Source organism: Xanthomonas theicola (genome assembly GCF_014236795.1).
In the GTDB taxonomy this organism is placed as follows: domain Bacteria; phylum Pseudomonadota; class Gammaproteobacteria; order Xanthomonadales; family Xanthomonadaceae; genus Xanthomonas_A; species Xanthomonas_A theicola.
In genome coordinates, this window is sequence record NZ_CP049017.1 from 3,821,700 (window position 1) to 3,845,022 (window position 23,323).

18 protein-coding genes and 2 pseudogenes are annotated in these 23,323 nt (G+C 70.6%); 6 read left to right on the forward strand and 14 right to left on the reverse strand.

The features are described 5' to 3' along the window. Nucleotides 1-81: 81 nt before the first annotated feature. Both G4Q83_RS17845 and G4Q83_RS17850 read right to left on the reverse strand, forming a co-directional pair. On the reverse strand, nucleotides 82-1,122 hold the full coding sequence (locus tag G4Q83_RS17845) for an NADP-dependent oxidoreductase (RefSeq protein ID WP_128420346.1): 1,041 nt from the start codon (nucleotides 1,120-1,122) through the stop codon (nucleotides 82-84). After that, nucleotides 1,119-2,078, reverse strand: a complete 960-nt coding sequence (locus G4Q83_RS17850) for an aldo/keto reductase (RefSeq protein WP_128420345.1) — start codon at nucleotides 2,076-2,078, stop codon at nucleotides 1,119-1,121. Before G4Q83_RS17850 ends, G4Q83_RS17845 begins: the two co-directional genes overlap by 4 nt. 175 nt (nucleotides 2,079-2,253) lie before the next feature. On the opposite strand from G4Q83_RS17850, the gene G4Q83_RS17855 reads away from it, so the two are divergent. The 3 genes from G4Q83_RS17855 to G4Q83_RS17865 all read left to right on the forward strand — a co-directional run bounded on the left by G4Q83_RS17855 (nucleotide 2,254) and on the right by G4Q83_RS17865 (nucleotide 5,218). Further along, nucleotides 2,254-3,111: a class I SAM-dependent methyltransferase gene (locus tag G4Q83_RS17855; RefSeq protein ID WP_128420344.1), complete on the forward strand. Its 858-nt coding sequence runs from the start codon at nucleotides 2,254-2,256 to the stop codon at nucleotides 3,109-3,111. Between the two features lie 99 nt (nucleotides 3,112-3,210). Further along, the gene (locus tag G4Q83_RS17860) at nucleotides 3,211-3,747 is read left to right on the forward strand and encodes a pseudouridine synthase (protein WP_128420343.1); all 537 of its coding nucleotides are present in this window, start codon (nucleotides 3,211-3,213) and stop codon (nucleotides 3,745-3,747) included. Nucleotides 3,748-4,308: 561 nt separating this feature from the next. Further along, nucleotides 4,309-5,218 (forward strand): IS5 family transposase gene (locus tag G4Q83_RS17865; protein WP_185817248.1). Its coding sequence is split into 2 segments (ribosomal slippage): nucleotides 4,309-4,712 and nucleotides 4,711-5,218, totalling 912 coding nucleotides; the frame shifts between segments, so codons are not numbered across the junction. A gap of 159 nt (nucleotides 5,219-5,377) precedes the next feature. Here G4Q83_RS17865 and G4Q83_RS17870 read toward each other — a convergent pair. Both G4Q83_RS17870 and hrpB read right to left on the reverse strand, forming a co-directional pair. Further along, nucleotides 5,378-5,791, reverse strand: coding sequence for a hypothetical protein (locus G4Q83_RS17870; protein WP_128420785.1), 414 nt, complete (start codon nucleotides 5,789-5,791; stop codon nucleotides 5,378-5,380). A 291-nt stretch (nucleotides 5,792-6,082) separates the two neighbouring features. Then, nucleotides 6,083-8,668, reverse strand: coding sequence for an ATP-dependent helicase HrpB (gene hrpB / locus G4Q83_RS17875; RefSeq protein WP_128420786.1), 2,586 nt, complete (start codon nucleotides 8,666-8,668; stop codon nucleotides 6,083-6,085). A gap of 112 nt (nucleotides 8,669-8,780) precedes the next feature. Here hrpB and G4Q83_RS17880 point away from each other — a divergent pair, with 112 nt between their 5' ends. After that, nucleotides 8,781-9,578, forward strand: coding sequence for a TatD family hydrolase (locus G4Q83_RS17880; RefSeq protein ID WP_128420787.1), 798 nt, complete (start codon nucleotides 8,781-8,783; stop codon nucleotides 9,576-9,578). A gap of 123 nt (nucleotides 9,579-9,701) precedes the next feature. On the opposite strand, the gene G4Q83_RS17885 is transcribed toward G4Q83_RS17880, so the two are convergent. The 7 genes and pseudogenes from G4Q83_RS17885 to G4Q83_RS17915 all read right to left on the reverse strand — a co-directional run bounded on the left by G4Q83_RS17885 (nucleotide 9,702) and on the right by G4Q83_RS17915 (nucleotide 15,249). Further along, nucleotides 9,702-10,214, reverse strand: a complete 513-nt coding sequence (locus G4Q83_RS17885) for a hypothetical protein (protein ID WP_128420788.1) — start codon at nucleotides 10,212-10,214, stop codon at nucleotides 9,702-9,704. Nucleotides 10,215-10,512: 298 nt separating this feature from the next. After that, a pseudogene (locus G4Q83_RS17890) lies at nucleotides 10,513-10,650 on the reverse strand (IS481 family transposase); the annotation flags it as partial. A gap of 354 nt (nucleotides 10,651-11,004) precedes the next feature. After that, nucleotides 11,005-11,439: a hotdog fold thioesterase gene (locus tag G4Q83_RS17895; RefSeq protein ID WP_128420789.1), complete on the reverse strand. Its 435-nt coding sequence runs from the start codon at nucleotides 11,437-11,439 to the stop codon at nucleotides 11,005-11,007. Nucleotides 11,440-11,558: 119 nt separating this feature from the next. After that, nucleotides 11,559-13,535, reverse strand: coding sequence for a phospholipase D family protein (locus tag G4Q83_RS17900; RefSeq protein ID WP_128420790.1), 1,977 nt, complete (start codon nucleotides 13,533-13,535; stop codon nucleotides 11,559-11,561). Then, nucleotides 13,532-14,080 (reverse strand): YceI family protein, encoded by a 549-nt coding sequence (locus G4Q83_RS17905; protein ID WP_386273588.1) that lies wholly within the window; start codon nucleotides 14,078-14,080, stop codon nucleotides 13,532-13,534. Before G4Q83_RS17905 ends, G4Q83_RS17900 begins: the two co-directional genes overlap by 4 nt. Nucleotides 14,081-14,124: 44 nt before the next feature. Further along, nucleotides 14,125-14,601: a SixA phosphatase family protein gene (locus G4Q83_RS17910; RefSeq protein ID WP_128420800.1), complete on the reverse strand. Its 477-nt coding sequence runs from the start codon at nucleotides 14,599-14,601 to the stop codon at nucleotides 14,125-14,127. Nucleotides 14,602-14,616: 15 nt separating this feature from the next. Beyond that, complete coding sequence (locus G4Q83_RS17915) at nucleotides 14,617-15,249, reverse strand: ParA family protein (RefSeq protein WP_128420792.1); 633 nt, start codon at nucleotides 15,247-15,249, stop codon at nucleotides 14,617-14,619. 123 nt (nucleotides 15,250-15,372) lie between these two features. Here G4Q83_RS17915 and G4Q83_RS17920 point away from each other — a divergent pair, with 123 nt between their 5' ends. After that, the gene (locus G4Q83_RS17920; protein WP_128420793.1) at nucleotides 15,373-16,866 is read left to right on the forward strand and encodes an AAA family ATPase; all 1,494 of its coding nucleotides are present in this window, start codon (nucleotides 15,373-15,375) and stop codon (nucleotides 16,864-16,866) included. Between the two features lie 65 nt (nucleotides 16,867-16,931). Here the strand turns inward: G4Q83_RS17920 and G4Q83_RS17925 are convergent, their stop codons facing one another. After that, nucleotides 16,932-17,540: a tetratricopeptide repeat protein gene (locus G4Q83_RS17925; protein ID WP_170069176.1), complete on the reverse strand. Its 609-nt coding sequence runs from the start codon at nucleotides 17,538-17,540 to the stop codon at nucleotides 16,932-16,934. 185 nt (nucleotides 17,541-17,725) lie between these two features. Here G4Q83_RS17925 and G4Q83_RS17930 point away from each other — a divergent pair, with 185 nt between their 5' ends. Continuing rightward, nucleotides 17,726-21,448 (forward strand): indolepyruvate ferredoxin oxidoreductase family protein, encoded by a 3,723-nt coding sequence (locus G4Q83_RS17930; RefSeq protein ID WP_128420795.1) that lies wholly within the window; start codon nucleotides 17,726-17,728, stop codon nucleotides 21,446-21,448. Nucleotides 21,449-21,775: 327 nt separating this feature from the next. On the opposite strand, the pseudogene G4Q83_RS17935 reads toward G4Q83_RS17930, so the two are convergent. Together G4Q83_RS17935 and G4Q83_RS17940 are read right to left on the reverse strand one after the other, a co-directional pair. Next, nucleotides 21,776-22,557: pseudogene (locus tag G4Q83_RS17935) on the reverse strand (hypothetical protein). A 134-nt stretch (nucleotides 22,558-22,691) separates the two neighbouring features. Next, complete coding sequence (locus tag G4Q83_RS17940; RefSeq protein ID WP_128420796.1) at nucleotides 22,692-23,318, reverse strand: DUF938 domain-containing protein; 627 nt, start codon at nucleotides 23,316-23,318, stop codon at nucleotides 22,692-22,694. Nucleotides 23,319-23,323: the final 5 nt, after the last annotated feature.

Consider the following 23,323-nt stretch of genomic DNA (forward strand, 5'->3'; position numbering starts at 1 on the left):
AGGAAAGGGGGAGAGGATGCGTGGCCGCGACGCGGGTCGCATCGCACCATCGCTCTGCCCATTCTCCGATCCGGCCATCGCTCAATCGTCCAGCCGCACCACCAGCTTGCCGAAGTTGCCGCCGCCGAGCATGTCGATGAAGGCCTGCGGGGCGTTGTCCAGCCCATGCACGACATGCTCGCGATAGCGCACGCGGCCGTCGGCCAGCCATGCGCCCATCTCGCGCAGGAACTCCGGATAGAGCTTGACGAAATCGCCGACGATGAAGCCGCGCAGGATCAGCCGCTGGCGCAACACCTGGCCCATCAGCGCCGGCAGGCGGTCCGGCCCCGGCGGCGGCACGCCCTTGCTGTTGTAGGTGGCGACGGCGCCGCACACCGGCACCCGCGCGAAGTCGTTGAGCAGCGGCAGCACCGCGTCGAACACGTGGCCGCCGACGTTCTCGAAGTAGACGTCGATGCCGTCGCGCGCCGCATCGCGCAGCTGTTCGGCGAAATCGGCGGCGCGATGATCCAGCGCCACGCCCAACCCCAGGTCCTCGCGCAGGTAGCGGCATTTCTTGGCGCCGCCGGCGATGGCGATCACCTTCGCGCCGCGCAACCTGGCGATCTGCGCGACGCTGGCGCCGACCGGGCCGGTGGCGGCAGCGACCGCCACGGTCTCGCCGCTCTGCGGCTTGCCGATCTCGTGCAGGCCGGCATAGGCGGTGAAACCGGGCATGCCGTAGACGCCGAGCGCGGTGCTCGGCGGCAGCGGCGACTGCGGGTCGAGCTTGCGCCGCAGGCCGCCGCCATCGGCCACGACATGCGTCTGCCAGCCGCCGTTCTGCGCCAGCACCAGGTCGCCGGGCTTGAGGTCGGCATGGTGCGATTCCAGCACTTCGGCGACGGTGCTGCCGACCATCGCCTCGTCCAGCTGCACCGGCGGCGCGTACGACGGCGCATCGCTCATGCGTCCGCGCATGTACGGATCCAGCGACAACCAGCGGTTGCGCAACAGCACCTGACCGGGGCCGGGCGGCGCCAGCGACGCCTGCTCGATACGGAAATCCTGCACCGTCGGCGCGCCCTGCGGGCGCGATGCGAGGACCACGCGGGTGGTGTTGTGGACAGTGGTACTCATGCGTCTTCCTTGCTGGCCGCATCCAGCTGCGCGACCTCGTCGGCCGACAGGTCCAGGTGCGCAGCGGCCAACAGGTCCTGCAGTTGCGCGATGCTGGTCGCGCTGGCGATCGGAGCGGTGATGCCGGGGCGCGCGATCAGCCACGCCAGCGCCACCTGCGTCGGCGTAGCCGAATGCTTGCCGGCGACGTCGTCGAGCGCGGCCAGGATGCGCAGGCCGTGCGCATTGAGATAGCGCGCGACCACGGCTGCGCCGCGCGCCGGGCTCTTGGCGGCATCGCCGGCGCTGCGGTACTTGCCGCTGAGGAAACCGCGGGCCAGGGCGTAATAGCAGATCACGCCCAGGCCCTGCTCGCGCACCAACGGTTCCAGGCCGGCCTCGTAGCCGCTACGGTCGTACAGGTTGTACTCGGGCTGCAGCGTTTCGTAGCGCGGCAGGCCGTACTGCGCCGAGACCTTCAGCGCCTCGGTCAGGCGTTGGGCGCTGTAGTTGGAAGCACCGATCGCGCGCACCTTGCCTTGCTCGATCAGCCGCCCCAACGCGGCCAGCGTCGCTTCCAGCGGCACCGCTTCGTCGTCCTCGTGCGCCTGGTACAGATCGATCGCGTCGGTCTGCAGGCGCTGCAGCGATTCCTCCACCGCCGCGGCGATGTTGTCGGCGGACAGGCCCGGGCGCTCGTCCCACTTGCCGACCTTGGTCGCGATCAGCACCTTGTCGCGCTTGCCGCTGCGCTTGAGCCACTGGCCGATGATGGTTTCCGACTCGCCGCCGCGGTGGCCGGGTGCCCACGCCGAATAGGCATCGGCGGTGTCGATCAGGTTGAAGCCGGCGTCGACGAAGGCGTCGAGCAATTCGAACGAGGTCTTGGCATCGGCACTCCAGCCGAACACATTGCCGCCGAATGCAAGCGGCATCGCGTGCAGGCCGGAACGGCCGAGTTCGCGCGTGCGCAACATGGAAACACTCCGCTGTGATGAAGCGCGACATGATAGTCGCCCGAGGTTTCGATATCGCGGCAATGGTCGCGAAAACAGCGTTGCGTCTGCGTGATCCGCGCTAACGCGGCGACAACATCCAGGCTCGCGCGCATGCATGCTAGGCTCGCGCCACATCTCCAGCGGACGTACGCCCATGACGCTTCGAACGACGCTTGCCTGCGCCTGTACCCTGGCCATCGCCGCGGCGCTGGCGATCCCGACGGCGCAGGCGATCGAGCCTGCCGATAGCGCCACGCTGCCGGCGCCGGATGCGGCGCTGCAGGCCGCGATCGACGGCAGCTGGTGCGACCGCGTCCATGTCGCGCGCGACGCCTACCGGCACCCTGGGCGGACCCTGGCGTTCTTCGGCATCGCGCCGACGCAGACGGTGATCGAAATCACTCCCGGCGGCGGCTGGTACTCGGAAATCCTGGCGCCGTACCTGCGCGAGCACGGCCATTACATCGCCGCGTTGGTCGATCCGGCGGCGGTGCCGGAGGGGCGCGGCCGCGAGTACCAGCAGACGGCGCGCAGCCAGCTGCAGCAGAAGTTCGAGGCGGCGCCGGCGCAGTATGCACGTGCCAGGTTGGTGGCCTTCTCGCCGGCCGCACCGGTGTTCGGCCCGGCCGATTCGGCCGACCTGGTGCTGACCTTCCGCAACGTGCACAACTGGCGCATGGCCGGCCAGGTCGAGGGCATGTTCAAGGGCTTCTACCAGGTGCTCAAGCCCGGCGGCGTGCTCGGCGTGGTCGAACACCGCGCCAAGGCCGACGTGCCGGCCGACGACAAGAGCGGCTACGTGGGCCAAGCGCAGGCGATCGCGATGGCCGAGGCCGCCGGCTTCAGGCTGGCCGGCAAAAGCGAGGTCAACGCCAATCTGCGCGACACCAAGGACTACCCGGGTGGCGTGTGGACGCTGCCGCCGAGCAACAAGCACGCAGCGGCCGACGACGCCAAGTACCAGGCGATCGGCGAGAGCGACCGGATGACGCTGAAGTTCGTCAAGCCCTGAGCGACGGCGCGGGTGTCGGAAACGCGGCGCAGGCGTGGCAGCATGTGGCACGCGCCGCTGCGCCAATCCCGGATTCCTGGTGTTCCAGTTGCCGTCTTCATGCTGATCGCGTTCAACAAGCCGTTCAATGTGCTGTGCCAGTTCACCGACCGCAGCGATCCGCCGCGGCGCACGCTGGCCGGCTTCGGCCTTCCCGCCGGGGTGTATCCGGCAGGGCGGCTGGACTACGACAGCGAGGGCCTGCTGCTGCTGACCGATGACGGCGCGCTGGCGCACCGCGTGACCGATCCGCGGCACAAGCAGCCGAAGAAGTACTGGGTGCAGGTGGAGGGCACGCCGCAACCGGAGCAGTTGCAGCGCCTGCGCGATGGCGTGGTCTTGAACGACGGGCCCACCGCGCCGACGCAGGCGAGCGTGCTGCAGGCGGCGCCGGCGCTGTGGCCGCGCCATCCGCCGGTGCGCTTCCGCAGGACGCTGCCCGATGCGTGGCTGCAGATCGTGCTGCGCGAAGGCCGCAACCGGCAGGTCCGGCGCATGACCGCCGCGGTCGGCCTGCCGACCTTGCGCCTGGTGCGCGCGGCGATCGGCGCGCACCGCCTGGACGGATTGCGGCCGGGCGCGTGGCGGCTGCTGTAGCGCGGCTGCTGTAGGAGCGGCTTCAGCCGCGACCAGACTGCACCGGAAAGCGTCGCGGCTGATGGCCCGAGGCCACCCATTGGCCTGAGGCCCCCAGAGCCGCCCCTTGTATCTGGACATGGCGTCTCTACGGTGTTCACGAGCGCGGCATCGATGCTGGCCGAACGTGGCAACGTGGAGCGCTTCGCCCCTGCCTCGGCGGCCACCGCCTTCGCCGGACTGAACCGGCGCTTGCAGGAGTGCGGCGCCCGCCCCGCCAGGCCAGGTCTGCATCGCCCGCACCGGTTCACCGCGCCTGCGCGCCGGACCCTGCATGCCGGCCCTGCTCGCCATGACGCCTCCCCCGCTCGTCCGTGCGCGCCAGTAGCGCCTGCTCGAACGCGGCAAGGCCGGCAAGCAGATCGCCCACGCCGCCATGCGTCAGCTACGGCACATCGCCGACGGCCTGCTCGACTCACGCACGCCCTGCGATCCTCAAAAGGCATTTGCATATCAGAACTTATCCGTAAGTTATTAAACTTCTGATCCGAACCGCAGAGAACGCGGCGGCGGATCGGGACCATGGCTAAGCGCGTCGAATCGTGGGTCGTGGCCGATGACGTCTGGGAACGGGTTGAGCCGCTGATGCCGCTGCGCTTGGCGGCGCACCGGGTATCTGGTCGCAAGCCAGGAGCGGGCCGACCACCGAAGCCGGCGCGGCAGGTGTTGGAGGCCGTCGTCCATGGGCTGCGCACCGGCGGCCAGTGGAAGGCGCTGCCCAAGGAGCGCTTGGCTAGCGCAAGTGCCATCCACCAACGCTTCCTGGAGTGGGCGGCGGCGGGCTTCTTCGACGCGTTGTGGAAAGGGCTGGCCGAGTACGACCAGATGGCGGGCATTGCCTGGCGCTGGCAGGGCGTCGACGGCGCGATGATGAAGGCGCCATTGGCTCAAGAAACCGTCGGCCCGAATCGGATGGATCGGGGGAAAAACGGGCAGCAAGCGACAGCTGCGGGTGGCCGGGCGTGGCGTCGGGTTGTCGCTCGTGGTGAGCGGGGCCAACGTTCATGACGGCAAGGCGCTTGATGGCGTCCTCGGCGCCATCGCCGTCAGGCGCAAGGATCGGCCGCATCGGCCAAACAAGCATCCGTGCGCCGACGCGGGCGACCGCGGCGTGCCGCATCTGCGCACCATCGAGCGCCACGGCGACATTCCCCATGTCCTCGATCGCCGCAAAGCGGCCGATGACAAGCGGGGTGACCCGAAGAAAAAGGCCCGACGGCGGGGGGCGAGGTCTGCCATGGCGGGCGGGCGGGGCATGCGCCAGATCGCCGCGCGCGCCGATGATAGCGCCTGCCCATCAAGGACCCGCACAACCCGGACCAACGGCCCCCCCCCCCCCGCTTTTCCGGGTCCCCGGTCCCGAGTCCCGCTCGCCGCGGCCATTATCGCGTTCCGCAAGGGACCGGTCCGGGTCGATACAATTTACGGATAAGTTCTTGGAGGGGAAGACGGTATCTACAAGGGGTAGAACGCATGCATCAAGAATGCGCACGCCTGCGGTCGGCACAAAAAAGCGATCGGATGCGTTATCCGGTCGCTGTTTTCAATGGCGCTGCTGTCGTCGCTGTCGCCAGCGACGATCCTGCCACCCTTATTCCTCGGTGGCTTCCTGCGCGGCCGCGGCGCGGCGGGAAACCCGCGTCGCCGAACGGCGTGCGCCGGCATTGCCGCGCTTGCTGGCCTCGATGCGCCGCGAATCGCCTTCGATCGGCGCGTTCTTGTTGCGCTGGCGCTTGCGGTACACCGCGTAGCCGAGCAGGCCGGCGCCCAGCGCGACCGCGGCGATCGCGATGACCGGATTGCGCCGTACCACGCTGCGCGCGACCTTGGAGCCGGTCTTCACCGCGCCCATCGCCGCACCGGTCTTGAGTGCGCCCATCGCCGCGCTCGACTGCAACCACTTGTTCGCCTGAGGCCCGATGTGCCTGAGGCTGTCACCGGCATGGCTGGCGAGATCCAACGCGCGGTCGACGGCACGGTCGGTGATGATGGTCAGCTTGCTCATGGGCGCCCCTAGTGGCAGGAATAAGAATGTGAGTGTCCCCTGGTTGCCGTATAGACCGTGTTAGCGCGCAGTCGTCCGGCGGCTGAATATGCGGCATCGGCCGCGGCGTCGGATCGGTGCCTGCGGCCGCCAAGCCGGCCTGGCGGCGGACGTTGCAATTGCCGCCGGCGCACGCCGCGCGAGACCCGGCGCTGGCCTGCCCGCCAAGGCCCGGTTGCGGCCGGCGGCGTCGCGGCCTGCACGCGGGATTTCCGTTTTCGCCATCTTTGGCCTGGCGCGCTGGCAGCGTGTTCAGGTGCCGCGCGGCTTGGCCCGATGGCTGGCGGTGGCGGTCCATGGATCGTCTGGCCACGGATGCCGCGGATAGCGGCCCTTCATTTCCTTCTTCACTTCCGGATAGGTGCTGGACCAGAAATTGCGCAGATCCTGGGTCACCTGCAGCGGGTGTCCGCCGGGGGAGAGCAGGTGCAGCACCAGCGGCACGCGGCCGTCGGCGATGCGCGGAGTATCGGCCAGGCCGAACAGTTCCTGCAGCTTCACCGCCAGCACCGGCGGCAGCGGTTGGCCGTCGTGGTCGCGCGTGTAGTCGATGCGCCGCGCCATGCCCGACGGCACGGTGATCCTGGTCGGCGCGTGGCGATCGAGCGCCTGCCGCCGGTCCCACGGCAGCAGCGACTGCAGCGCTTGGCCGAGGCCGTCTTCGCCGAGCGCATCGAGCCGGGTCTTGCCGGCGAAGGCCGGGCGCAGCCAGTGCTCGAGGCCGCCCAGCAATGCCGCGTCGCCGAAATCGGGCAGCGCCAGTTCGGGCATCCATGCGCGCAGCCCGGCCACGCGCGCGCGCCACTGCACCAGTGTCTGGCTCCAGGGCAGCACCGCCAGGCCGAGCTCGCGCACCGCCTCGGTCAGCGCCGCCGCCGCATGCGCCGGATCGACGCGGCCGGCGGGACGGCTGTCGAGCACGATGCGGTCGAAGCGGGTTTCGCGCAACGCATGCAACGCGCGCCGCTCGGCGTCCCAGCGCACCACGTCCTGCTGCACGAAGCGCTGGGGAAAATCGGCGCGCAGGCGCGCCTCATCCAGTGGCGCGGCACGCAGCAGCAGTGCGTCCTTGGCCTCGTCGCGCAGTTCGGTGGCGACCAGCCACGGTTCGCCACGCAGGTCGCTGTGGTCGAACAGGCGCGCGCTGCGGCCGTTGGCCAGCAGGTAGCGCAGCGGATCGGCGGGGTGGCGGGTGGCGATGCGGTCGGGGAAGGCGTGGGCGAGCAGGTCGCCGAGTTCGTGCGCGTCCACGCTGTGCGGCGGCGCGGCGGCGCGGCGCAGGCGCCGCCGCCACTGCCTGGCGGCCGCATCGATCGCGGCCAGGCCGCCACGGTTGGCGTCGTGCGGGGCGCGGCCGCGGCGAAACGCGGCCAGCGCGCGCCAGCGCGCGGCCAGCGCATCGCCGCCATGGCGCAGCGGGTCGCGCGCCTCGACCAGCGCGGCCAGGTCGCAGGCCAGCGCCTGCGCACGTGCATCCGGCGCGGCAAGCAGCATCGCCGCCAGCCGCGGATGGGTGCCCAGCGCGAGCATGCGCCGGCCGGCCGCGGTGATGGCGTAGTTCTCGCTCAGCGCGCCCAGCCGCTGCAGCAGTTCGCGTGCGGCCGCCAGCGCCCCAGTCGGCGGCGGATCGACGAAACGCAGCGCGTCGCTGCCCCAGGCGGCCAGCTCCAGCGCCAGCCCGGCCAGTTCCACCTGTAGGATTTCTGCGCGGCGCTGCGCCTCCAGGCGCTGCGATTGCGGCCACAGCCGGTACGCCCAGCCCGCGGCGAGGCGACCGGCGCGGCCGGCGCGCTGGTCGGCCGAAGCCTGCGCGATGGCGGTCACGTCCAGCCGCGAGAAACCGCTGTTGGGGTCGTAACGCGGCTCGCGCGCCAGGCCGGCATCGATCACCACGCGCACGCCGGGCAGGGTGACCGAGGATTCGGCCACGTTGGTCGCCAGCACTACGCGGCGGCGACCATCCGGTGCGGGTTGCAGCACCTTGGTTTGCTGCGCGACCGGCAGCTCGCCATGCAACGGCAACACATCGACCCCGTTCCCTTCTGCTCCTGGGACAAGGTGGCGCGCAGCGCCGGACGAGGGGACGCCCAAGGCGATGCCAGAGGAGGACTCGGCCGACGCCCCAGCAGTTGCCTCCAGCGCCGCCTGCACCCGCGCGATCTCGCGCTGCCCGGGCAGGAACACCAGCACGTCGCCGGGATGCTGCTGCAGCGCGTGCTCGGCGGCGCGGCGGGTCTGCGCTTCCAGCGATTCCTCGCGCCGCGCCGGGAAATGCGCGATCTCCACCGGATGGCTGCGGCCGGTACTGGACAGGCGCGGTGCATCTAGGAACCGCGCCAGGCGTTCGCCATCCAGCGTCGCCGACATCACCACGATGCGCAGGTCCTCACGCACCTGCGCCTGCACGTCCAGCGCCAGCGCCAGGCCGAGGTCGGCAACCAGGTGGCGTTCGTGGAACTCGTCGAACAGCAGCGCGCCGACGCCGTCGAGCATCGGATCGTCCTGGAGCATCCGGGTCAGGATGCCCTCGGTGACCACCTCGATGCGGGTGCGCGCGGACACCTTGTTCTCGAAGCGGATGCGGTAGCCCACGGTCTCGCCCGGCGCCTCGCCGCGTTGTCGCGCCATGAACGTGGCGGCGCTGCGCGCGGCGACCCGGCGTGGCTCCAGCATCACGATGCGGCGGCCGTGCAGCCATGGCGCAGCCAGCAGCGCCGGGGGCACCTGGGTGGTCTTGCCGGCGCCCGGCGGAGCCTCCAGCACCAGCCGCGGATGCGCGGCGAGGCTGTCGCGGATCTGCGGCAGCAGCGGGTCGATCGGGAAAACGGGAGAGGCCATCGGTCCAGGATACGGATCGCCCGCGCGGCTGTAGAGCGCGGCCGCCGCCCGCCCGGTGCCGGCGCCCGTACAATCCCCGGGTTTCCCTGCCTGGCTTCCTCGGCGTACCCGCATGACCCTGATCGATATCGGCGCCAACCTCACCCACGAGTCCTTCGATCGCGACCGCGGCGCGGTGCTGCAGCGCGCACGCGATGCCGGCGTCGCGCAGTTGGTGGTCACCGGCGCCAGCCGCGCGCACTCGCCGCTGGCGCTGCAGCTTGCGCAGCGCCATCCCGGTTTCCTGTACGCCACCGCCGGCGTGCATCCGCACCATGCGCTCGAATACACCGCCGAATGCGACGCCGAACTGCGCGCGCTGCATGCGCATGCCGAAGTGGTGGCGGTGGGCGAGTGCGGGCTGGATTACTTCCGCGACCTTGCGCCGCGCCCGGCGCAGCACCGCGCCTTCGAGCGCCAGCTGCAGCTGGCGGCCGAAACCGGCAAGCCGCTGTTCCTGCACCAGCGCGATGCGCATGCGGACTTCCTGGCGCTGATGCGCCAGTTCGACGGCAGGCTCGGTCCGGCGGTGGTGCATTGCTTCACCGGCACGCGCGAGGCGTTGTTCGACTACCTGGACCGCGACTGGTACATCGGCATCACCGGCTGGCTGTGCGACGAACGCCGCGGCGCGCATCTGCGCGAACTGGTCGGCCACATCCCCGCCACGCGGTTGATGATCGAGAGCGACGCGCCGTACCTGCTGCCGCGCACGCTCGAGCCGTTGCCGAAGGATCGGCGCAACGAGCCGGCGTTTCTGGCGCACATCGTCGAGGAGCTGGCGCGCGACCGTGGCGAGGACGCGGCGGCGACCGCGGCGGCGACCACCGCCACCGCGCGCGGGTTCTTCCGCTTGCCCGACGGTGCATGAGGGCGCAGGCACGTTCCTGTAGATACCGTCTTCAGCCGCGACGGGCGTTACCGGCAACCCCTGTACAGGTTGCATGGCCCGTCGCGACGCAAGCGCCGGCCCTGAGCCGGCGCGCGGCCCGCGTCATTCGATCTGCGCGTCCTCGCGCTTGGCCTCGGCCATCGCTTCCGGCTCCAACTCCTCGGCACTGCGGTTGAGCTTGACGAACACGCCCCAGGCGATCAGCAGCACCGCCGCGCACAGGCCGACCGCGGTGGCGTAGGGCAACTTGGCCGGGTCCTCGTGCATCAGTTCGAAGATCGACACCAGCGTCTCGATCGCCAGGGCGATGACGATGACCACGAAGAACCGTGACAGGTAGCGGCGCACGCGCGTTGGACCGCTGATCTTGACGTCGCGCTGCACCTCTTCCTCGAAGATGGTCTGGCCCAGCTCCAGCGTCACCAGCGCCACGGTGAGCAGGCCGATCGCTTCCAGTACCACGTTGAAGCGGTCGCGCACGACCAGGTCGCCGCCGGGAGTGAGGCCGTGCCACAGCTCCAGCACCGCCATCGTCACCAGGCCGGCGGCGCACAGCAGGAACATCAGGATGATGACGAAATGGCCGCCGCGGAATATCTTTTCCATGCACTTCATCGCCGCTTGCCGTGGTCAGGTCGGCGAGCATAGGCGTGGCGGGCGTCAGCGGCGCGCGAAGAGGCGCAGTGCCCATGTCGGCAGCCCCAGCTGCGGGAGCGACGTCGGTCGCGACGCATTGCCGATGAAGCCGGGCCGCGACTGAAGGGCACCTCTAAAAACCCCTTTTTTTTGGCATCGTAAAAAGGCCAAAAAAAGACAGCCGAGGCCGTGCGATGATCCGCTTGTTTGCCGGACGCGAACGCGAGTCCAAGCGCCAGCAGAGGGGCGATCGGCTGGCGCTGCAAGCAGCGATGCAGCGAGGAGCCAGTTTGGCGACCGTCTTCCGATGGATCCCGTCGCGCTTGGAAAGCGCTCTCAGACTCTCTTGACCCTGTTGCATCGCTCGACCGATCGCCTCTGTCGTGGCGGCACTCCCGTGCAGAACCTGGCCCATCGTGCTTGCTTCCAGTCGAGGGGAAAAGTGCACCATCAAAGCCTGGGATCAACCATTTGAAGAAGACCGATCCCAAGGCGACAACCCCTGGCTGCAGGGCAAGGTCTTCACCGCGACCCTGATCGACAGCGTGCTCGTGGTGGGCGAGCATTTTTCCCCCTGGGGCTACTTCGCCGGGTCTGGACGAACGGCGCTGCCGCTGGCGCGAGACCTCGCTGATGCGCCACCTGCTGATGCAGGCGGGTCAACCCGGTGTTGTCGTTGCTTGGCAGCCTGCGGCGGTGCAGGCAGATCGCAGCCAGCCTGCGTGAGCCGCCTCGGCACAGAACATACCAGCATGATGGTCTCTGTGAATTATCTGGTTGGCGCTTGTGGGCGCGCGATCACCGCCAGGGTCAGCCGCGAAACGCACACCGGCTTGGCCGCCGCGTCCTCGATGCGGATCTCCCAGACCTGGATGGTGCGGCCCACGTGCAGCGGCCGCGCGGTGCCGGCGACCATGCCGGCGCGCGCGGCGCGCAGGTGGTTGGCGTTGATCTCCAGGCCCACGCAGATCTGGTCCGGTTCCACGCACAGGTTGCCGGCGCTGCTGCCGAGGGTCTCGGCCAGCACCACTGAGGCGCCGCCGTGCAGCAGCCCGTAGGGCTGCCGCGTGCGCGCGTCGACCGGCATCGTGGCGCGCAGCCAGTCCGGCCCGGCCGCGGTGAAGACGATGCCCAGATGCGCGATCAGGGTGTCGCCGGCAGAGGCATTGAGGGCAGCGAGATCGACGGGTTCGCGGAAGGCCATGGTGTCTCCGGGATTGGGGATTGGGATGCACAGCGTCCCTGCCAACATTACCGCGTCTGCCAATCGCGGCTTTTCGACAGTCCAATGGCTGGTCATCTCCAATCCCCAATCCCGGCCCCTCAGAGAATCGGCACCAGCCCCGAGCCGAACGCGGTCAGCATCCGCACCAGCAGCCACTTGGGGCCGACGTCGACCTCGGGGAAGTCGCCGACCGCGACATAGCAGCGGTGGAAGCCGGGATCGCGCCGGGTCAGCGGCGCCGGGCAATCCGGGCCGGGCTGGAACTCGTAGTCGGTGGCATAGCGCCATGGCCAGAAATCCAGCACCGGCAACGCCTCGGAGGCCTTGCCCATGCTGTAGTTCAGCCCCGACAGCAGCGGCGGCTTGACGCGCGGGGCCACCGTCCACGAATTCTGCGGCTCGATGTCGCGGCCGATGCTCGCCGCCAGCGCCTGCGCGAAGGCCGGGTCGTCGATGATCACCGCGCCCTCGGTGTTGTAGGTCTCGCTGCGCGGATCGAAGTTGTGGGTGCCGATCACGCCGATGCGCCGGTCCACCACCAGCGACTTGGCGTGCAGGCCCATGCGCGCGCCTTCGCGGGTCACCGGCAGCGGCCGGTTGGCGGCGCGGCGGCTGAGGAAGGACGGCCGGGTCTCGGTGCGCAGCACGCGGCGATCGACCTGGCGGCCGTCGCTGCGGCGGCCGCTGCCGCTGCCGAGCACCGCACTGCGGCCGCTGCGCGCATTGCTGCCTGCGGCGCTGCCGCCGATCAGCGGATTGCGGCCGGCGGCCGCGGCGGGCCGCTCCTGCAGCGGCGACGGCAGCAGATTGGCGTAGTCCACCGGCGCGTCCAGCGGAAACGGTTTGTACTCGTAGATGTCAAAGCCCATCTCGCGCAGGTTGCGGCGCTTGTACTTGTACGACAGGGCATAGACCACCGGGTTGTCGGTGGCGGCCAGGCTGTTGGTGGCCACGGTCACCTTCGGCGGCTGCGGGCGCTTGCGCAGGTCGCGGAAGATCGCCTGCGCCGGATCCGACAGCACCAGGTACGGCGTCTGCAGGATGATTTCCTGCTGCGCCTCGACGATCAGGCGGTCGAGCCTGGGCGCGGTCGAGATCGCCTTGGGGCCGTGCTCGCGGCGATGCTTCTGCGGCAGGTCGGCGACGTAGTCCACGTGCCTGACCGGCAGCGCAGGCAGCACGAAGGCGTCCTCGACGAAGGCCGGATCGGCGGCTTCCTCGCTCACCCGCTGCACCCGCTCCGGGCGCAGGAACTGCGCCGGCGGCATCGGCGGCACGCCGTCGCGCAACAGCAGCTTGCCGACGTCGTTGAGCCGCGCCACCGGCACGCTGCGCCGCGCCGCCCAGTAGGCGTCGAAGTTGGCGGCCATGGCGCGCGCCACCGGCCCGGCCACCAGCACGTCGCGGTCGCGGAAGTTGTACTCGCTGTCCCAGTCGTAGTAGTCGTCCTGGTAGTTGCGCCCGCCGACCACGCCGATCGCGTCGTCCACCACCAGCAGCTTGTTGTGCATGCGCTGGTTGAAGCGGCGGAAACAGCACAGCACGCTGGCGGCGTAGTGCATGTAGTTGGGCTTGGCCAGGCCGAAGGTGGGGTTGTAGATGCGCAGCGAGAAGTTCTGGTGCGCGCCGGCCAGCGCGCCGAGGATCTGCAGGTCGGAGATCGCCGAGAGCTGGTCGATCAGCACGCGCACGCGCACGCCGCGCCGCGCCGCCGCCAGCAGTTCGTCGATCACCAGCCGCGCGCTGTCGTCCTTGTCGAAGATGTAGGTCTGCAGGTCGATGCTGCGGCTGGCGCTGCGGATCAGGTTGATCCGCGCCACCAGCGCTTCCTCGCCGTGGTCCAGGATAGCGGCGTAGTGGTGCGGCGTGTCGCCGGACTGGGCGAAGGCCTTGCCAGCCAGCGCGCGCAGCGGCGAGGCCAGTGCGCAGCGGTTGCTCTGTGCACAGTCGACGCGGGTGTCCTTGGCCGCCTCGGCGATCGCCACGGCACGGCCGTGCTGGGCCTGCGACAGGCTCGCGCAGCCGCTGCCGAGCAGCAGCGCCGCCAGCACCAGGACCCGCAGCAGCGATGTCACCGAGCGTCCGCTCCCGCCAGCCGTGCGCGCAGCACGAAGGTGACCCGATCGCTCAAGGCCAGATCCCACTTGTCCATTCCATAACGTCCACGCAGCACCGTACCACGGCTGATCACGTCGCAATCATAGCCCGGGCGGGGGCATGCGGACGGCAGCATGGTCAGGGTCTCGGCATGGCGGACCCCGCGGATGCTCAACGTGCCGAGCAGCGGACCGCCGCTGGCCAGCAGGTCCGGAGAGAACGGCTGCGAGTCGAAGGACACGGTCGGGAAGCGCGCCGCGTCGAAGAAATCCTCGCCGCGCATCCAGCTGGTGTAGCGCGGCTTGCCGGGGATCAGCACGTAGGCGGTGAACAAGCGCAGGCGGACCTGGTGGCGGCCGTCGGGCAGCATCTCCACGGTGCCCTCGAAACGCGGGAAGAAGCCCTCGATACGCTGCCCGAAACGGGTGCGGATCTCGAAGCCGAAGCGCGACTGGGCCGGATCGAAGACATGCTCCCCCGACGACAGCGGCGGCGCCTGCGCCAAGCCCCAGCCCGGCAGCAGGCACAGCGACAGCAGCGCAGCGCACAGGCGCCGGCGCGGTACGTTCAGGGCCACCAGAAGGCGGTCAAGCGGGCCGCCCCCGGCTCGATCGCCGCGTCCTGCGGCACCCCCAGCACCACCACGCTGGCGGTGGGCATGCCGCGGTAGTCGCCGGACTGGCCGCTGTGCATCAGCGCCGCCAACTGTTCCAGGCCCGGGTTGTGGCCGACCAGCAGCAGGCGTTCGACCTCGCCGTGGCCGTCCAGCAGGCCGGCCAGAGTGCCGGAGGTGGCCTCGTAGATCTGCGGCTCCAGGCGCTGCTCGACGTAGCCGGTCAGCGCCAGCACCGCCTCCAAGGTCTCGCGCGCGCGCCGCGCCGGCGAGCACAGCACGCGGTCGGGCACCAGCCGCTGCTCCAGCAGCCAGCGCCCGGCCGCCTCGGCCTCGGCCAGGCCGTGCGGCGACAGCGGCCGGTCGAAATCGGCCTGGCCGGTATCGGCCGGTTCGGCATGGGCATGGCGCAGCAGGATCACTTCACGCAGGACGGTGGTCATCGGTCAGGCCTTCTTGAGCCACTTGAGCAGGGGTTCCCAGTCCTGCTGGTGATCGCGGACCTGGGCGGAGCGGTAGTCGAACAGGCTGCGCCCGAGGCCGACCAGGACCACGTAGGCCTGGCTGTCGCGCAGCTGCGCCAGCACCGGGTAGGGCCAACCGCCGAGCATTTCCAGGGCCTGCTGCGCGGCGTGGGTCCACGGCTTGCTGCGATTGATCACCAGCCCCACCGGCAACTTGCGCTGGTGCACCCGCGGCACCTTGGCCAGGGTGTTGAGGAAGCCGACGGTGGCCTCGATGTCCAGCGCCGACGGCATCACCGGCACCACCACCGCATCGGCCTCGTCCAGGAACGGGGCCAGATCCTCGGCCATGGCGCCGGCGGCGCCGTCGATGATCACCCGCTGCGCGTGGTCCGGCAGCGCCGCGCGCCAGTTGCGCCGGCGGCTGGCGTCGATCGGCAGCACCGCGCTGTCCAAGCCGGCGCGGCGCTCCGCCCAGCGGGTCGAGGAGCCCTGGGGATCGGCATCGGCGAGCACCGTGCGCTTGCCGGCCAGCGCGTAGTACGCGGCCAGGTGCGTGGCGATCGTGGTCTTGCCCACGCCGCCCTTGGAGCCGGCCACCAGGATCGTCTTCATGCGCGCCTCGCTTCCGGAAGAAGAGGTCGCAGCGTACACCGCCCCCTGGTTGGCCGGTAGTCAACACGTGGCACGCGGGCCGGCGCGTTGCTATCGTGGCCCCTCCACGGCAACGTATCGCCCATGAGCGAGCTGCAAGATCTGACCGCGCTGATCCGCGCCAACACCCCGCTGATCGTCATCGAGACTCAGGAAGAGGCGCGCATCGTCGCGCTGTTCCGGCAGGCGCTGATGCAGGTCTGGCGTGCGCTGCACCGCTGGTCGATCACCGAGGGCCTGCGCCGCCTCGACCTGGACCGCGAGGACGCGCCGTCCGGCCCGCCCGACGCCAGCGCGGTACTGCAGGCGATCAAGCAGGCCGACCAGCGCGGCATCTACCTGCTGCTGGACGTGGTGCCGTACCTGGGCTACGCCAACCACCAGCGCCTGCTGCGCGACATCGTCGAGCGCCGCCACTGCCAGCCGCACGTGCTGGTGCTGATCGGCGCCAGGATCGAGCTGCCGGCCGAGCTGGAGGCGCTGGCCACGCGCTTCAACCCGCGCCTGCCCGACGCCAACGCGCTGCTGAAGATGGTGCAGGAGGAGGCCGCCGGCTACGCGCGCGAGTTCGGCGGGCGCCGAGCCGAGGTGGACGGCGAGGCGATCAAGCAGATCCTGCGCAACCTGCAGGGACTGAGCCTGATCGACGCGCGCCGCATCGCCCGCCAGCTGATCTACGCCGACGGCGCGCTCAATGCCGCCGATCTGCCGCAGCTGGCCCGGCTCAAGTTCGAACTGCTCAACCGCAGCGGCCACCTGCACTACGAGTACGACGCCACCCGCCTGGCCGACGTGGCCGGCGCGCGCCGGCTCAAGCGCTGGATCGAGCAGCGCCGCGCGGTGTTCGCCGGCAGCGCGCCGCCCGGGCTGGACCCGCCCAAGGGCGTGCTGCTGCTGGGCGTGCAGGGCTGCGGCAAGTCGATGCTGGCCAAGGCCGCCGCCGCCGGCTTCGGCGTGCCGCTGCTGCGCCTGGACGTCGGCTCGCTGTACGACAAGTACCACGGCGAGACCGAGAAGAACCTGCGCGGCGCGCTGGCCGCGGCCGAGCAGCTGGCGCCGTGCGTGTTGTGGATCGACGAGATCGAAAAGGGCCTGGCCAGCGGCGGCGAGGACGGCGGCGTGTCGCGGCGCGTGCTCGGCTACCTGCTGACCTGGATGGCCGAGCGCGGCACGCGGGCCGGTGCCGGCGCGGTGTTCATCGTCGCCACCGCCAACCAGGTGCACGAACTGCCGGCCGAACTGCTGCGCAAGGGCCGCTTCGACGAGATCTTCTTCGTCGACCTGCCGGATGCGGACACGCGGGTGGAATTGCTGCACCTGCACCTGGCGCGGCGCCAGCTGCGCGCGGAGGACTTCGCCGTGCCGGCGCTGGCGGCCGCGGCGAACGGGTTTTCCGGCGCCGAGATCGAGCAGGCCGTCGTCTCCGGCCTGTACGCGGCGCACGCCGAGCGCCGGCCGCTGGACACCGAGCTGCTGATGCAGGAGATCCGCGGCACGCGGCCGCTGTCGGTGGTGATGGCCGAACAGGTCCAGGCGCTGCGCGAATGGGCGCGCGAACGCACGGTACCGGCGGACTGAGCGGCGCGCTTTCCTGCAGGAGCGGCTTCAGCCGCGAGCGCCGCCGCGCCGCGAGGACAGACGCCTCAGGGCCAGGCGGGCGGCTTGGCCTGCCAGGCCGCCTGCACGGCGGCCAGGGTGGCGCGTTCGTCGTCGCGCCAGGCCGGCAGCAGCTTGGCGAAATCGGCGCCGGGACCCCACTGGTCCGGCCAGGTGCGCACCGCGGCGGCATACCACTTCACCGCCTCGTCCTTGCGCTCCAGCCGCCACAGCACCAGCGCCAGTGTCGGCGGCACCCAACCCGGCGCCGCCGGGCGGCCGTTGAGCAGGCCGCTCCACTGCGCCAGCGCGCGCTCCGGATCGCCGGCACGCAGCAGGTCCCAGCCGTAGTTCCACTGGATCTGGCGGCGCTGCGCGCCGGACCCCAGCGTTTGCAGCGCGCGCTGGTACAGCTCTTCGCCCAGTGCGCGGCGGCCGCCGGCCATGGCGATCGCCGCCAGCTGCGCGCGCGCCTCGGCGGCGTCCGGATCGCGCTGCACCAGGCTGGCGAGACGGTCGACCAGCGCATCGCCGCTGCCGGCGAGCGCCGTCACCGGGCGCGCGGTGCCGCGGTCCTGGTCGAAGTAGAACTCCTTCGGTGGCGGCACGGCCTGCGCGCGCGCATCGACCGCGGCCACGCCCACCCAAGCCAACATCGCGGCCAATGCGTAGTTGTGTGCATTCACTGCTGACGACCCCTTGGAGATGGTTCCCTCCCCCGGCCGCATCGTAACCGCATCGGCCGCCGGGGGCGAGCGGCGGGAGCGCAAAAGTGCCGCTGATACAATCGCCGGTGTCCGCGCCGCGCCGCGCGCGCCAGCCTTCCATTCCCGGGCAAGCCATGAACCGCATCGCCGATCCGCGTCCGCCGTCTTCCCTCGCCGTGCCGGCCGCCGACGGCATGGACGCCGGCTACACCCTGGAGCACAAGTACACCCGCACCGACGGCCGCATCTACCTGTCCGGCGTGCAGGCGCTGGTGCGCCTGCCGCTGATGCAGCAGCTGCGCGACCGCGCCGCCGGGCTGAACACCGGCGGCTTCGTCAGCGGTTACCGCGGCAGCCCGCTGGGCGGCTTCGACCTGGAGCTGTGGCGCGCGCGCAAGCACCTGGACGCGGCCAACGTGACGTTCCAGCCCGGCCTCAACGAGGACCTGGGCGCGACCATGGTGTGGGGCACGCAGCAGACCAACCTGTTCCCCGGCGCACGCGTGGATGGCGTGTACGCGATGTGGTACGGCAAGGGCCCGGGCGTGGACCGCTGCGGCGACGTGTTCAAGCACGGCAACGCCGCCGGCACCGCGCGCCACGGCGGCGTGCTGGCGCTGGCCGCCGACGACCACGCCTGCCGCAGTTCGACCCTGCCGCACGGCTCGGAAGAGGAATTCGTCAGCGCGATGATGCCGGTGCTCAATCCGGCCGGAGTGCAGGACATCCTCGACCTGGGCCTGGTCGGCTGGGCGATGAGCCGCTACACCGGGCGCTGGATCGGCTTCAAGACCATCGCCGAGACGGTGGAATCCTCGGCCTCGGTGCAGGTGGATCCGTTCGCGCGGCAGATCGTGCTGCCGGAGGATTTCGACTTGCCGCCGGGCGGGCTCAACATCCGCTGGCCGGATCCGCCGCTGGACCAGGAGATGCGCCTGCATCGCTACGCGGTGCAGGCCGCGCAGGCCTTCGCCCGCGCCAACGGGGTGGACCGCACGGTGATGGATTCGCCGCAGCCGCGGCTGGGCATCGTCACCACCGGCAAGAGCTACCTGGACGTGCTGCAGGCGCTGGAATACCTGGGCCTGGACGCACGCGCCTGCCGCGACATCGGCATCCGCGTGTACAAGGTCGGCATGACCTGGCCCTTGGAGCCGCTCGGCATCGCCGCGTTCGCGCACGGCCTGGACGACATCGTGGTGGTGGAGGAGAAGAAGGCCTTCATCGAGCGGCAGATGAAGGAGCAGTTCTACAACTGGCCGGCCGGCGCCGGTCCGCGCCCGAGCATCGTCGGCAAGTACGACGAGGCCGGCGCGTGGATGCTGCCGTCCACCGGCGAACTGACCCCGGCGACCATCGCGGCGGTAATCGGCAAGCGCATCCAGCGCCTGCTCCCATCGAGCGCGATCAATACCGAGTCGATCGAGCAGCGGCTGCGCTGGATGGAGGCCAAGGAAGTGGAAATGGCCTTGCCGCGCGCCAATTTCCCGCGGGTGCCGCACTACTGCTCCGGCTGCCCGCACAACACCTCCACGGTGGTGCCGCAGGGCTCGCGCGCGCTGGGCGGGATCGGCTGCCACTACATGGTCACCTGGATGGACCGCGCCACCGACACCTTCACCCACATGGGCGGCGAAGGCGTGACCTGGGCCGGGCAGGCGCCGTTCACCGACACCCCGCACGTGTTCCAGAACCTGGGCGACGGCACCTACTTCCACAGCGGCTCGCTGGCGATCCGCCAGTCGATCGCCGCCGGCGTCAACATCACCTACAAGATCCTCTACAACGACGCGGTGGCGATGACCGGCGGGCAACCGGTGGACGGCAGCCTGAGCGTGCCCGACATCGCCCGGCAGATGCGCGCCGAGGGCGTGCACAGCATCGTCCTGGTCAGCGACGACATCGGCAAGTGGACGCGGCGCCGCGAGCGGTTCCCCAGCGACGTGGAGTTCCACGACCGCAGCGAGCTGGACGCGGTGCAAAAGCGCCTGCGCGAGGTCAAGGGCACCAGCATCCTGATCTACGAGCAGACCTGCGCCACCGAGAAGCGGCGCCGGCGCAAGCGCGGCAAGCTGCCCGACCCGGCCAAACGCGTGCTTGTCAACTCGCTGGTCTGCGAGGGCTGCGGCGACTGCGGCGAGAAGAGTTTCTGCGTGTCGGTGCTGCCCAAGGAAACCGAGTACGGGCGCAAGCGGCAGATCGACCAGTCCGGTTGCAACAAGGACTATTCCTGCGTCTCCGGGTTCTGTCCCAGCTTCGTGACCGTGCACGGCGGGCAGCTGCACAAGAGCCCCAAGGCGGATGCGGCGATGCTGCTGCAGGACCTGCCGGCGCCGCAGTTCCGCAGCGACCTGGCGCAGCCCTGGAACATCCTGATCACCGGCGTCGGCGGCACCGGCGTGGTCACCATCGGCGCACTGCTGGGCATGGCCGGGCACCTGGAGGGCAAGGGCGCCAGCGTGCTCGACCAGACCGGGCTGGCGCAGAAGGGCGGCGCGGTCACCACCCACATCCGCCTGGCGCGCCAGCCCGAGGAGCTGCACGCGGTGCGCATCGCCGCCGGCGAGGCCGACCTGGTGCTGGGTTGCGACATGGTCGTGGTCAACGACTACTGGGCGCTGTCCAAGGTCCGCGGCGACCGCTCGCAGGTGGTGCTCAACAGCTACGAGGCGATGCCCGGCACCTTCACCACCCATCCGGACATGCAGTTTCCCGCCGCCGACATCATCGCCGGCGTGCGCCTGGCGCTGGGTGGGCGCGAGCCGCTGCTGCTGGACGCCACGCAGCTGGCCACCGCGCTGCTCGGCGACGCCATCGCCAGCAACCTGTTCATGCTCGGCTACGCCTGGCAGCAGGGACTGGTGCCGCTGTCGCATGCCGCGCTGATGCGCGCGATCGAACTCAACGGCGCGGCGGTCGCGATGAACCAGCAGGCTTTCGCCTGGGGCCGCCTGGCGGCCCTGGACCTGGCCGCCGTACAGCGCGCCGCGGGCATGGCCGGCAGCGTCGGGGCCGAGGCCGAACCCGGCGCGCAGCGGCTGCAGCAATTGCCGCCGGGCGAGTGGGAAGGCCACGAGGCCGGCGCCAGCGCCGCGCCGCGCAATCCGCACAACGCGCGCCAGGCGCGCGACCTGCCGGCGGCCGGCGATGCCGCCGACACCGGCCATGCGCCGCTGGACGACGCGCGCCTGTCGCGCTCGCTGCACGAACTGGTCGTACGCCGCCGTGCGTTCCTGGTCGATTACCAGGACGCCGCCTACGCCGCGCGCTACGCCGCGCTGGTGGAGCGCGTGCGCGAGGCCGAGCAACGCAGCGCCGCAGGCTCGACTGCGTTGACCGAGGCGGTGGCGCGCTATGCCTTCAAGCTGATGGCGTACAAAGACGAATACGAAGTGGCGCGGCTGTACACCAGCGGCGATTTCCAGCGCCAGCTGCAGCGGCAGTTCGACGGCGACTATGCGCTGCGCTTCCACCTGGCGCCGCCGCTGCTGGCCAGGAAGGATGCGCAGGGCCGCGCGCTCAAGCGCGAGTACGGGCCGTGGATGTTCACCGCGTTCAAGTGGCTGGCCAGGCTGCGCGTGCTGCGCGGCGGCAGGTTCGACGTCTTCGGCTACAACGCCGAGCGCCGCGGCGAGCGGCAGCTGATCGCCGACTACGAACGCACCGTGGGCGAGCTGCTGGAGCGCCTGGCCGCGGACAACCTGGCGTTGGCGGTGGAGATCGCCAGCGTGCCGGAACACATCCGCGGCTACGGCCACGTCAAGGAAGCGCACCTGCACGAGGCCAAGCAGCGCGAAGCGCGGCTGCTGGCGACCTGGCGCAATCCGAAGGCGCTGCATATCGTGCAGGCGGCCTGAGCTGCGGCTGCGGCGACGCAACGCCGCGAGCGCTCGCCCAGGCGCCGCAACGACGGCCGGCAGGCTCCTTGCAGGAGTGGTTTCAACCGCGACCTGCGGTGCGCTCGTGGGCAAAGCTCGCGACAGGCGTAAGAGCGGTCGCGGCTGATGGCCCAAGGCCACCCAGAACCGCTCCTACAGTGCAGCGGGCCAGCATTCCGGCTCGCCACAAAAAAGCGGCCGGCATGCAGGCCGGCAGCGTTTGCAGAGGACGGATCGAGGCCCGTATCGACGCAGGCGCGATCGCGGTCGCATGCGTTCGGCTCCGGCTCTCGGCTCAGCGAGCCGTCACAGCCGCGGATCCGGCGGCGTGCCGCGCTCCGCGCCGGCGTAGCGATCCGAGTCGAAGGCCTCGCGCACGGCCGCCTTGGCCTGCGCCCAGGTCAGCCGCGAGCGGTCCTTGGCGCGCTCCCAGCCGCTTTCCAGATCCGTTTCCAGGCGCTCGTCCCAGTCACGGTCGCGATAGCGGCTGCGCGCTGCGCGCCGTAGCGGTAGGCCGGACGATAGTCGTCGTAGTCGGCGTCGGCATCGCGGTAGTCCACGCTGTCGAAGCGCGCGGCGTAGTAGCGGTCGCTGTCCGCGTAGGTGCGGTAGGTGGTGTCGGCACGCTGCGAGGAATCGCGCGCCGCCAGGCGCGCGTCGCCCCACTCCAGGCGCGACTCGCCGCGATGGGTGCCCCAGTCGCGCGACAACTCGGTTTCGGTCTCGTCCCAGCTGCGGCTCGGATGCCGCTCGCGCGCCTGCAGGCCGAGGCCGTAGGCGACAGCGTAGTCGCGCTCATCGTCGTAGTCGGACTTCACGTAGTCGCGGTTGCGGTATTGCTCACGCCAGTACTCGGCTTCTCCGGTCGGGTCGATGTGTTCTGCGACGCCCTTGCCCGCTGCGGCGCCGGCGACCACGCCGACCGCCGCGCCGATCAGGGTGCCGAGCGGCCCGAACACGGCGCCGGCCAGCGCGCCGGCAGCCACGCCGCCCGCGGCGCCGCCGATGCCGTCGCCGACCGGGTGCGAACCCGGGGTGTCGGAAATGGGGTCGCGATTGAGATCGCGGGGTGCGTTGTTGCTGCTCATGGGAACGCTCCGTCGCAGTGATGGGGATCATCGGCCGCCTGTTCCCGGCCCGTGGTGGGAGCACAGTGGCAACCGTCCGGTTAATCCGTTGTGCCACCGGAGTGATCGCATGATGCGGCTGCGCGCCGTTGTCCTCACGCGCCGGCAAAGCGCTGACGGCGAGCGCGCCGCCAGACCAGGCAGCGGTTGTTGGCCGGCATCGCCGCATCCTCCTGCAACGCCAGTCCCTGCGCCTGCGCCAGCGCCGCGACCGCCTCGGCATCGCGGATGCCGCTGCTCGCGTCGCGTGCCTTCAGCCAGGCATCGAACGCACGGTTGCTGTCGCTGCCGAACGCGCCGCGGTGGTTGAACGGCCCGTACACCGCCAGCGTTCCGCCGTCGCTGTCGGCCAGCAGCCGGCCGACGCCGGCGAAGAACGCCTGCACGGCAGGCCAGTCCATGATGTGCAGCGTATTGGCGGTGAACACCGCATCGTAGCCGGCGGCCGGCCACGGCCCCCCGCGCACGTCCAGCGCCAGCGCCGGCGGTGTGTTCGCCAATGCCGCCGCCTGCAGCCATTGCGCGATGCCCGGCAGCTGCTCGGCGCGCTCGCTGCATTGCCAGACCAGCTGCGGCAGCGCGACGGCGAAGTGCACCGCATGCTGGCCGGTGCCGCTGCCGATCTCCAGCACATGGCAGCGGTCGGCGAAATGCCGCCGCAACACCTGCAGGATCGGGTCGCGATTGCGGTCGCAGGAAGGGGCGTACGGTCTCTCGGTCATCGCCG

Excerpts from the sequence above, each read along its gene's own strand:
- G4Q83_RS17845 (WP_128420346.1), bottom strand. The coding sequence starts at position 1,122 with ATGAGTACCACTGTCCACAACACCACCCGCGTGGTCCTCGCATCGCGC.
- G4Q83_RS17850 (WP_128420345.1), bottom strand. The coding sequence starts at position 2,078 with ATGTTGCGCACGCGCGAACTCGGCCGTTCCGGCCTGCACGCGATGCCG.
- G4Q83_RS17855 (WP_128420344.1), top strand. The coding sequence starts at position 2,254 with ATGACGCTTCGAACGACGCTTGCCTGCGCCTGTACCCTGGCCATCGCC.
- G4Q83_RS17860 (WP_128420343.1), top strand. The coding sequence starts at position 3,211 with ATGCTGATCGCGTTCAACAAGCCGTTCAATGTGCTGTGCCAGTTCACC.
- G4Q83_RS17870 (WP_128420785.1), bottom strand. The coding sequence starts at position 5,791 with ATGAGCAAGCTGACCATCATCACCGACCGTGCCGTCGACCGCGCGTTG.
- hrpB (WP_128420786.1), bottom strand. The coding sequence starts at position 8,668 with ATGGCCTCTCCCGTTTTCCCGATCGACCCGCTGCTGCCGCAGATCCGC.
- G4Q83_RS17880 (WP_128420787.1), top strand. The coding sequence starts at position 8,781 with ATGACCCTGATCGATATCGGCGCCAACCTCACCCACGAGTCCTTCGAT.
- G4Q83_RS17885 (WP_128420788.1), bottom strand. The coding sequence starts at position 10,214 with ATGAAGTGCATGGAAAAGATATTCCGCGGCGGCCATTTCGTCATCATC.
- G4Q83_RS17895 (WP_128420789.1), bottom strand. The coding sequence starts at position 11,439 with ATGGCCTTCCGCGAACCCGTCGATCTCGCTGCCCTCAATGCCTCTGCC.
- G4Q83_RS17915 (WP_128420792.1), bottom strand. The coding sequence starts at position 15,249 with ATGAAGACGATCCTGGTGGCCGGCTCCAAGGGCGGCGTGGGCAAGACC.
- G4Q83_RS17920 (WP_128420793.1), top strand. The coding sequence starts at position 15,373 with ATGAGCGAGCTGCAAGATCTGACCGCGCTGATCCGCGCCAACACCCCG.
- G4Q83_RS17925 (WP_170069176.1), bottom strand. The coding sequence starts at position 17,540 with ATGTTGGCTTGGGTGGGCGTGGCCGCGGTCGATGCGCGCGCGCAGGCC.
- G4Q83_RS17930 (WP_128420795.1), top strand. The coding sequence starts at position 17,726 with ATGAACCGCATCGCCGATCCGCGTCCGCCGTCTTCCCTCGCCGTGCCG.
- G4Q83_RS17940 (WP_128420796.1), bottom strand. The coding sequence starts at position 23,318 with ATGACCGAGAGACCGTACGCCCCTTCCTGCGACCGCAATCGCGACCCG.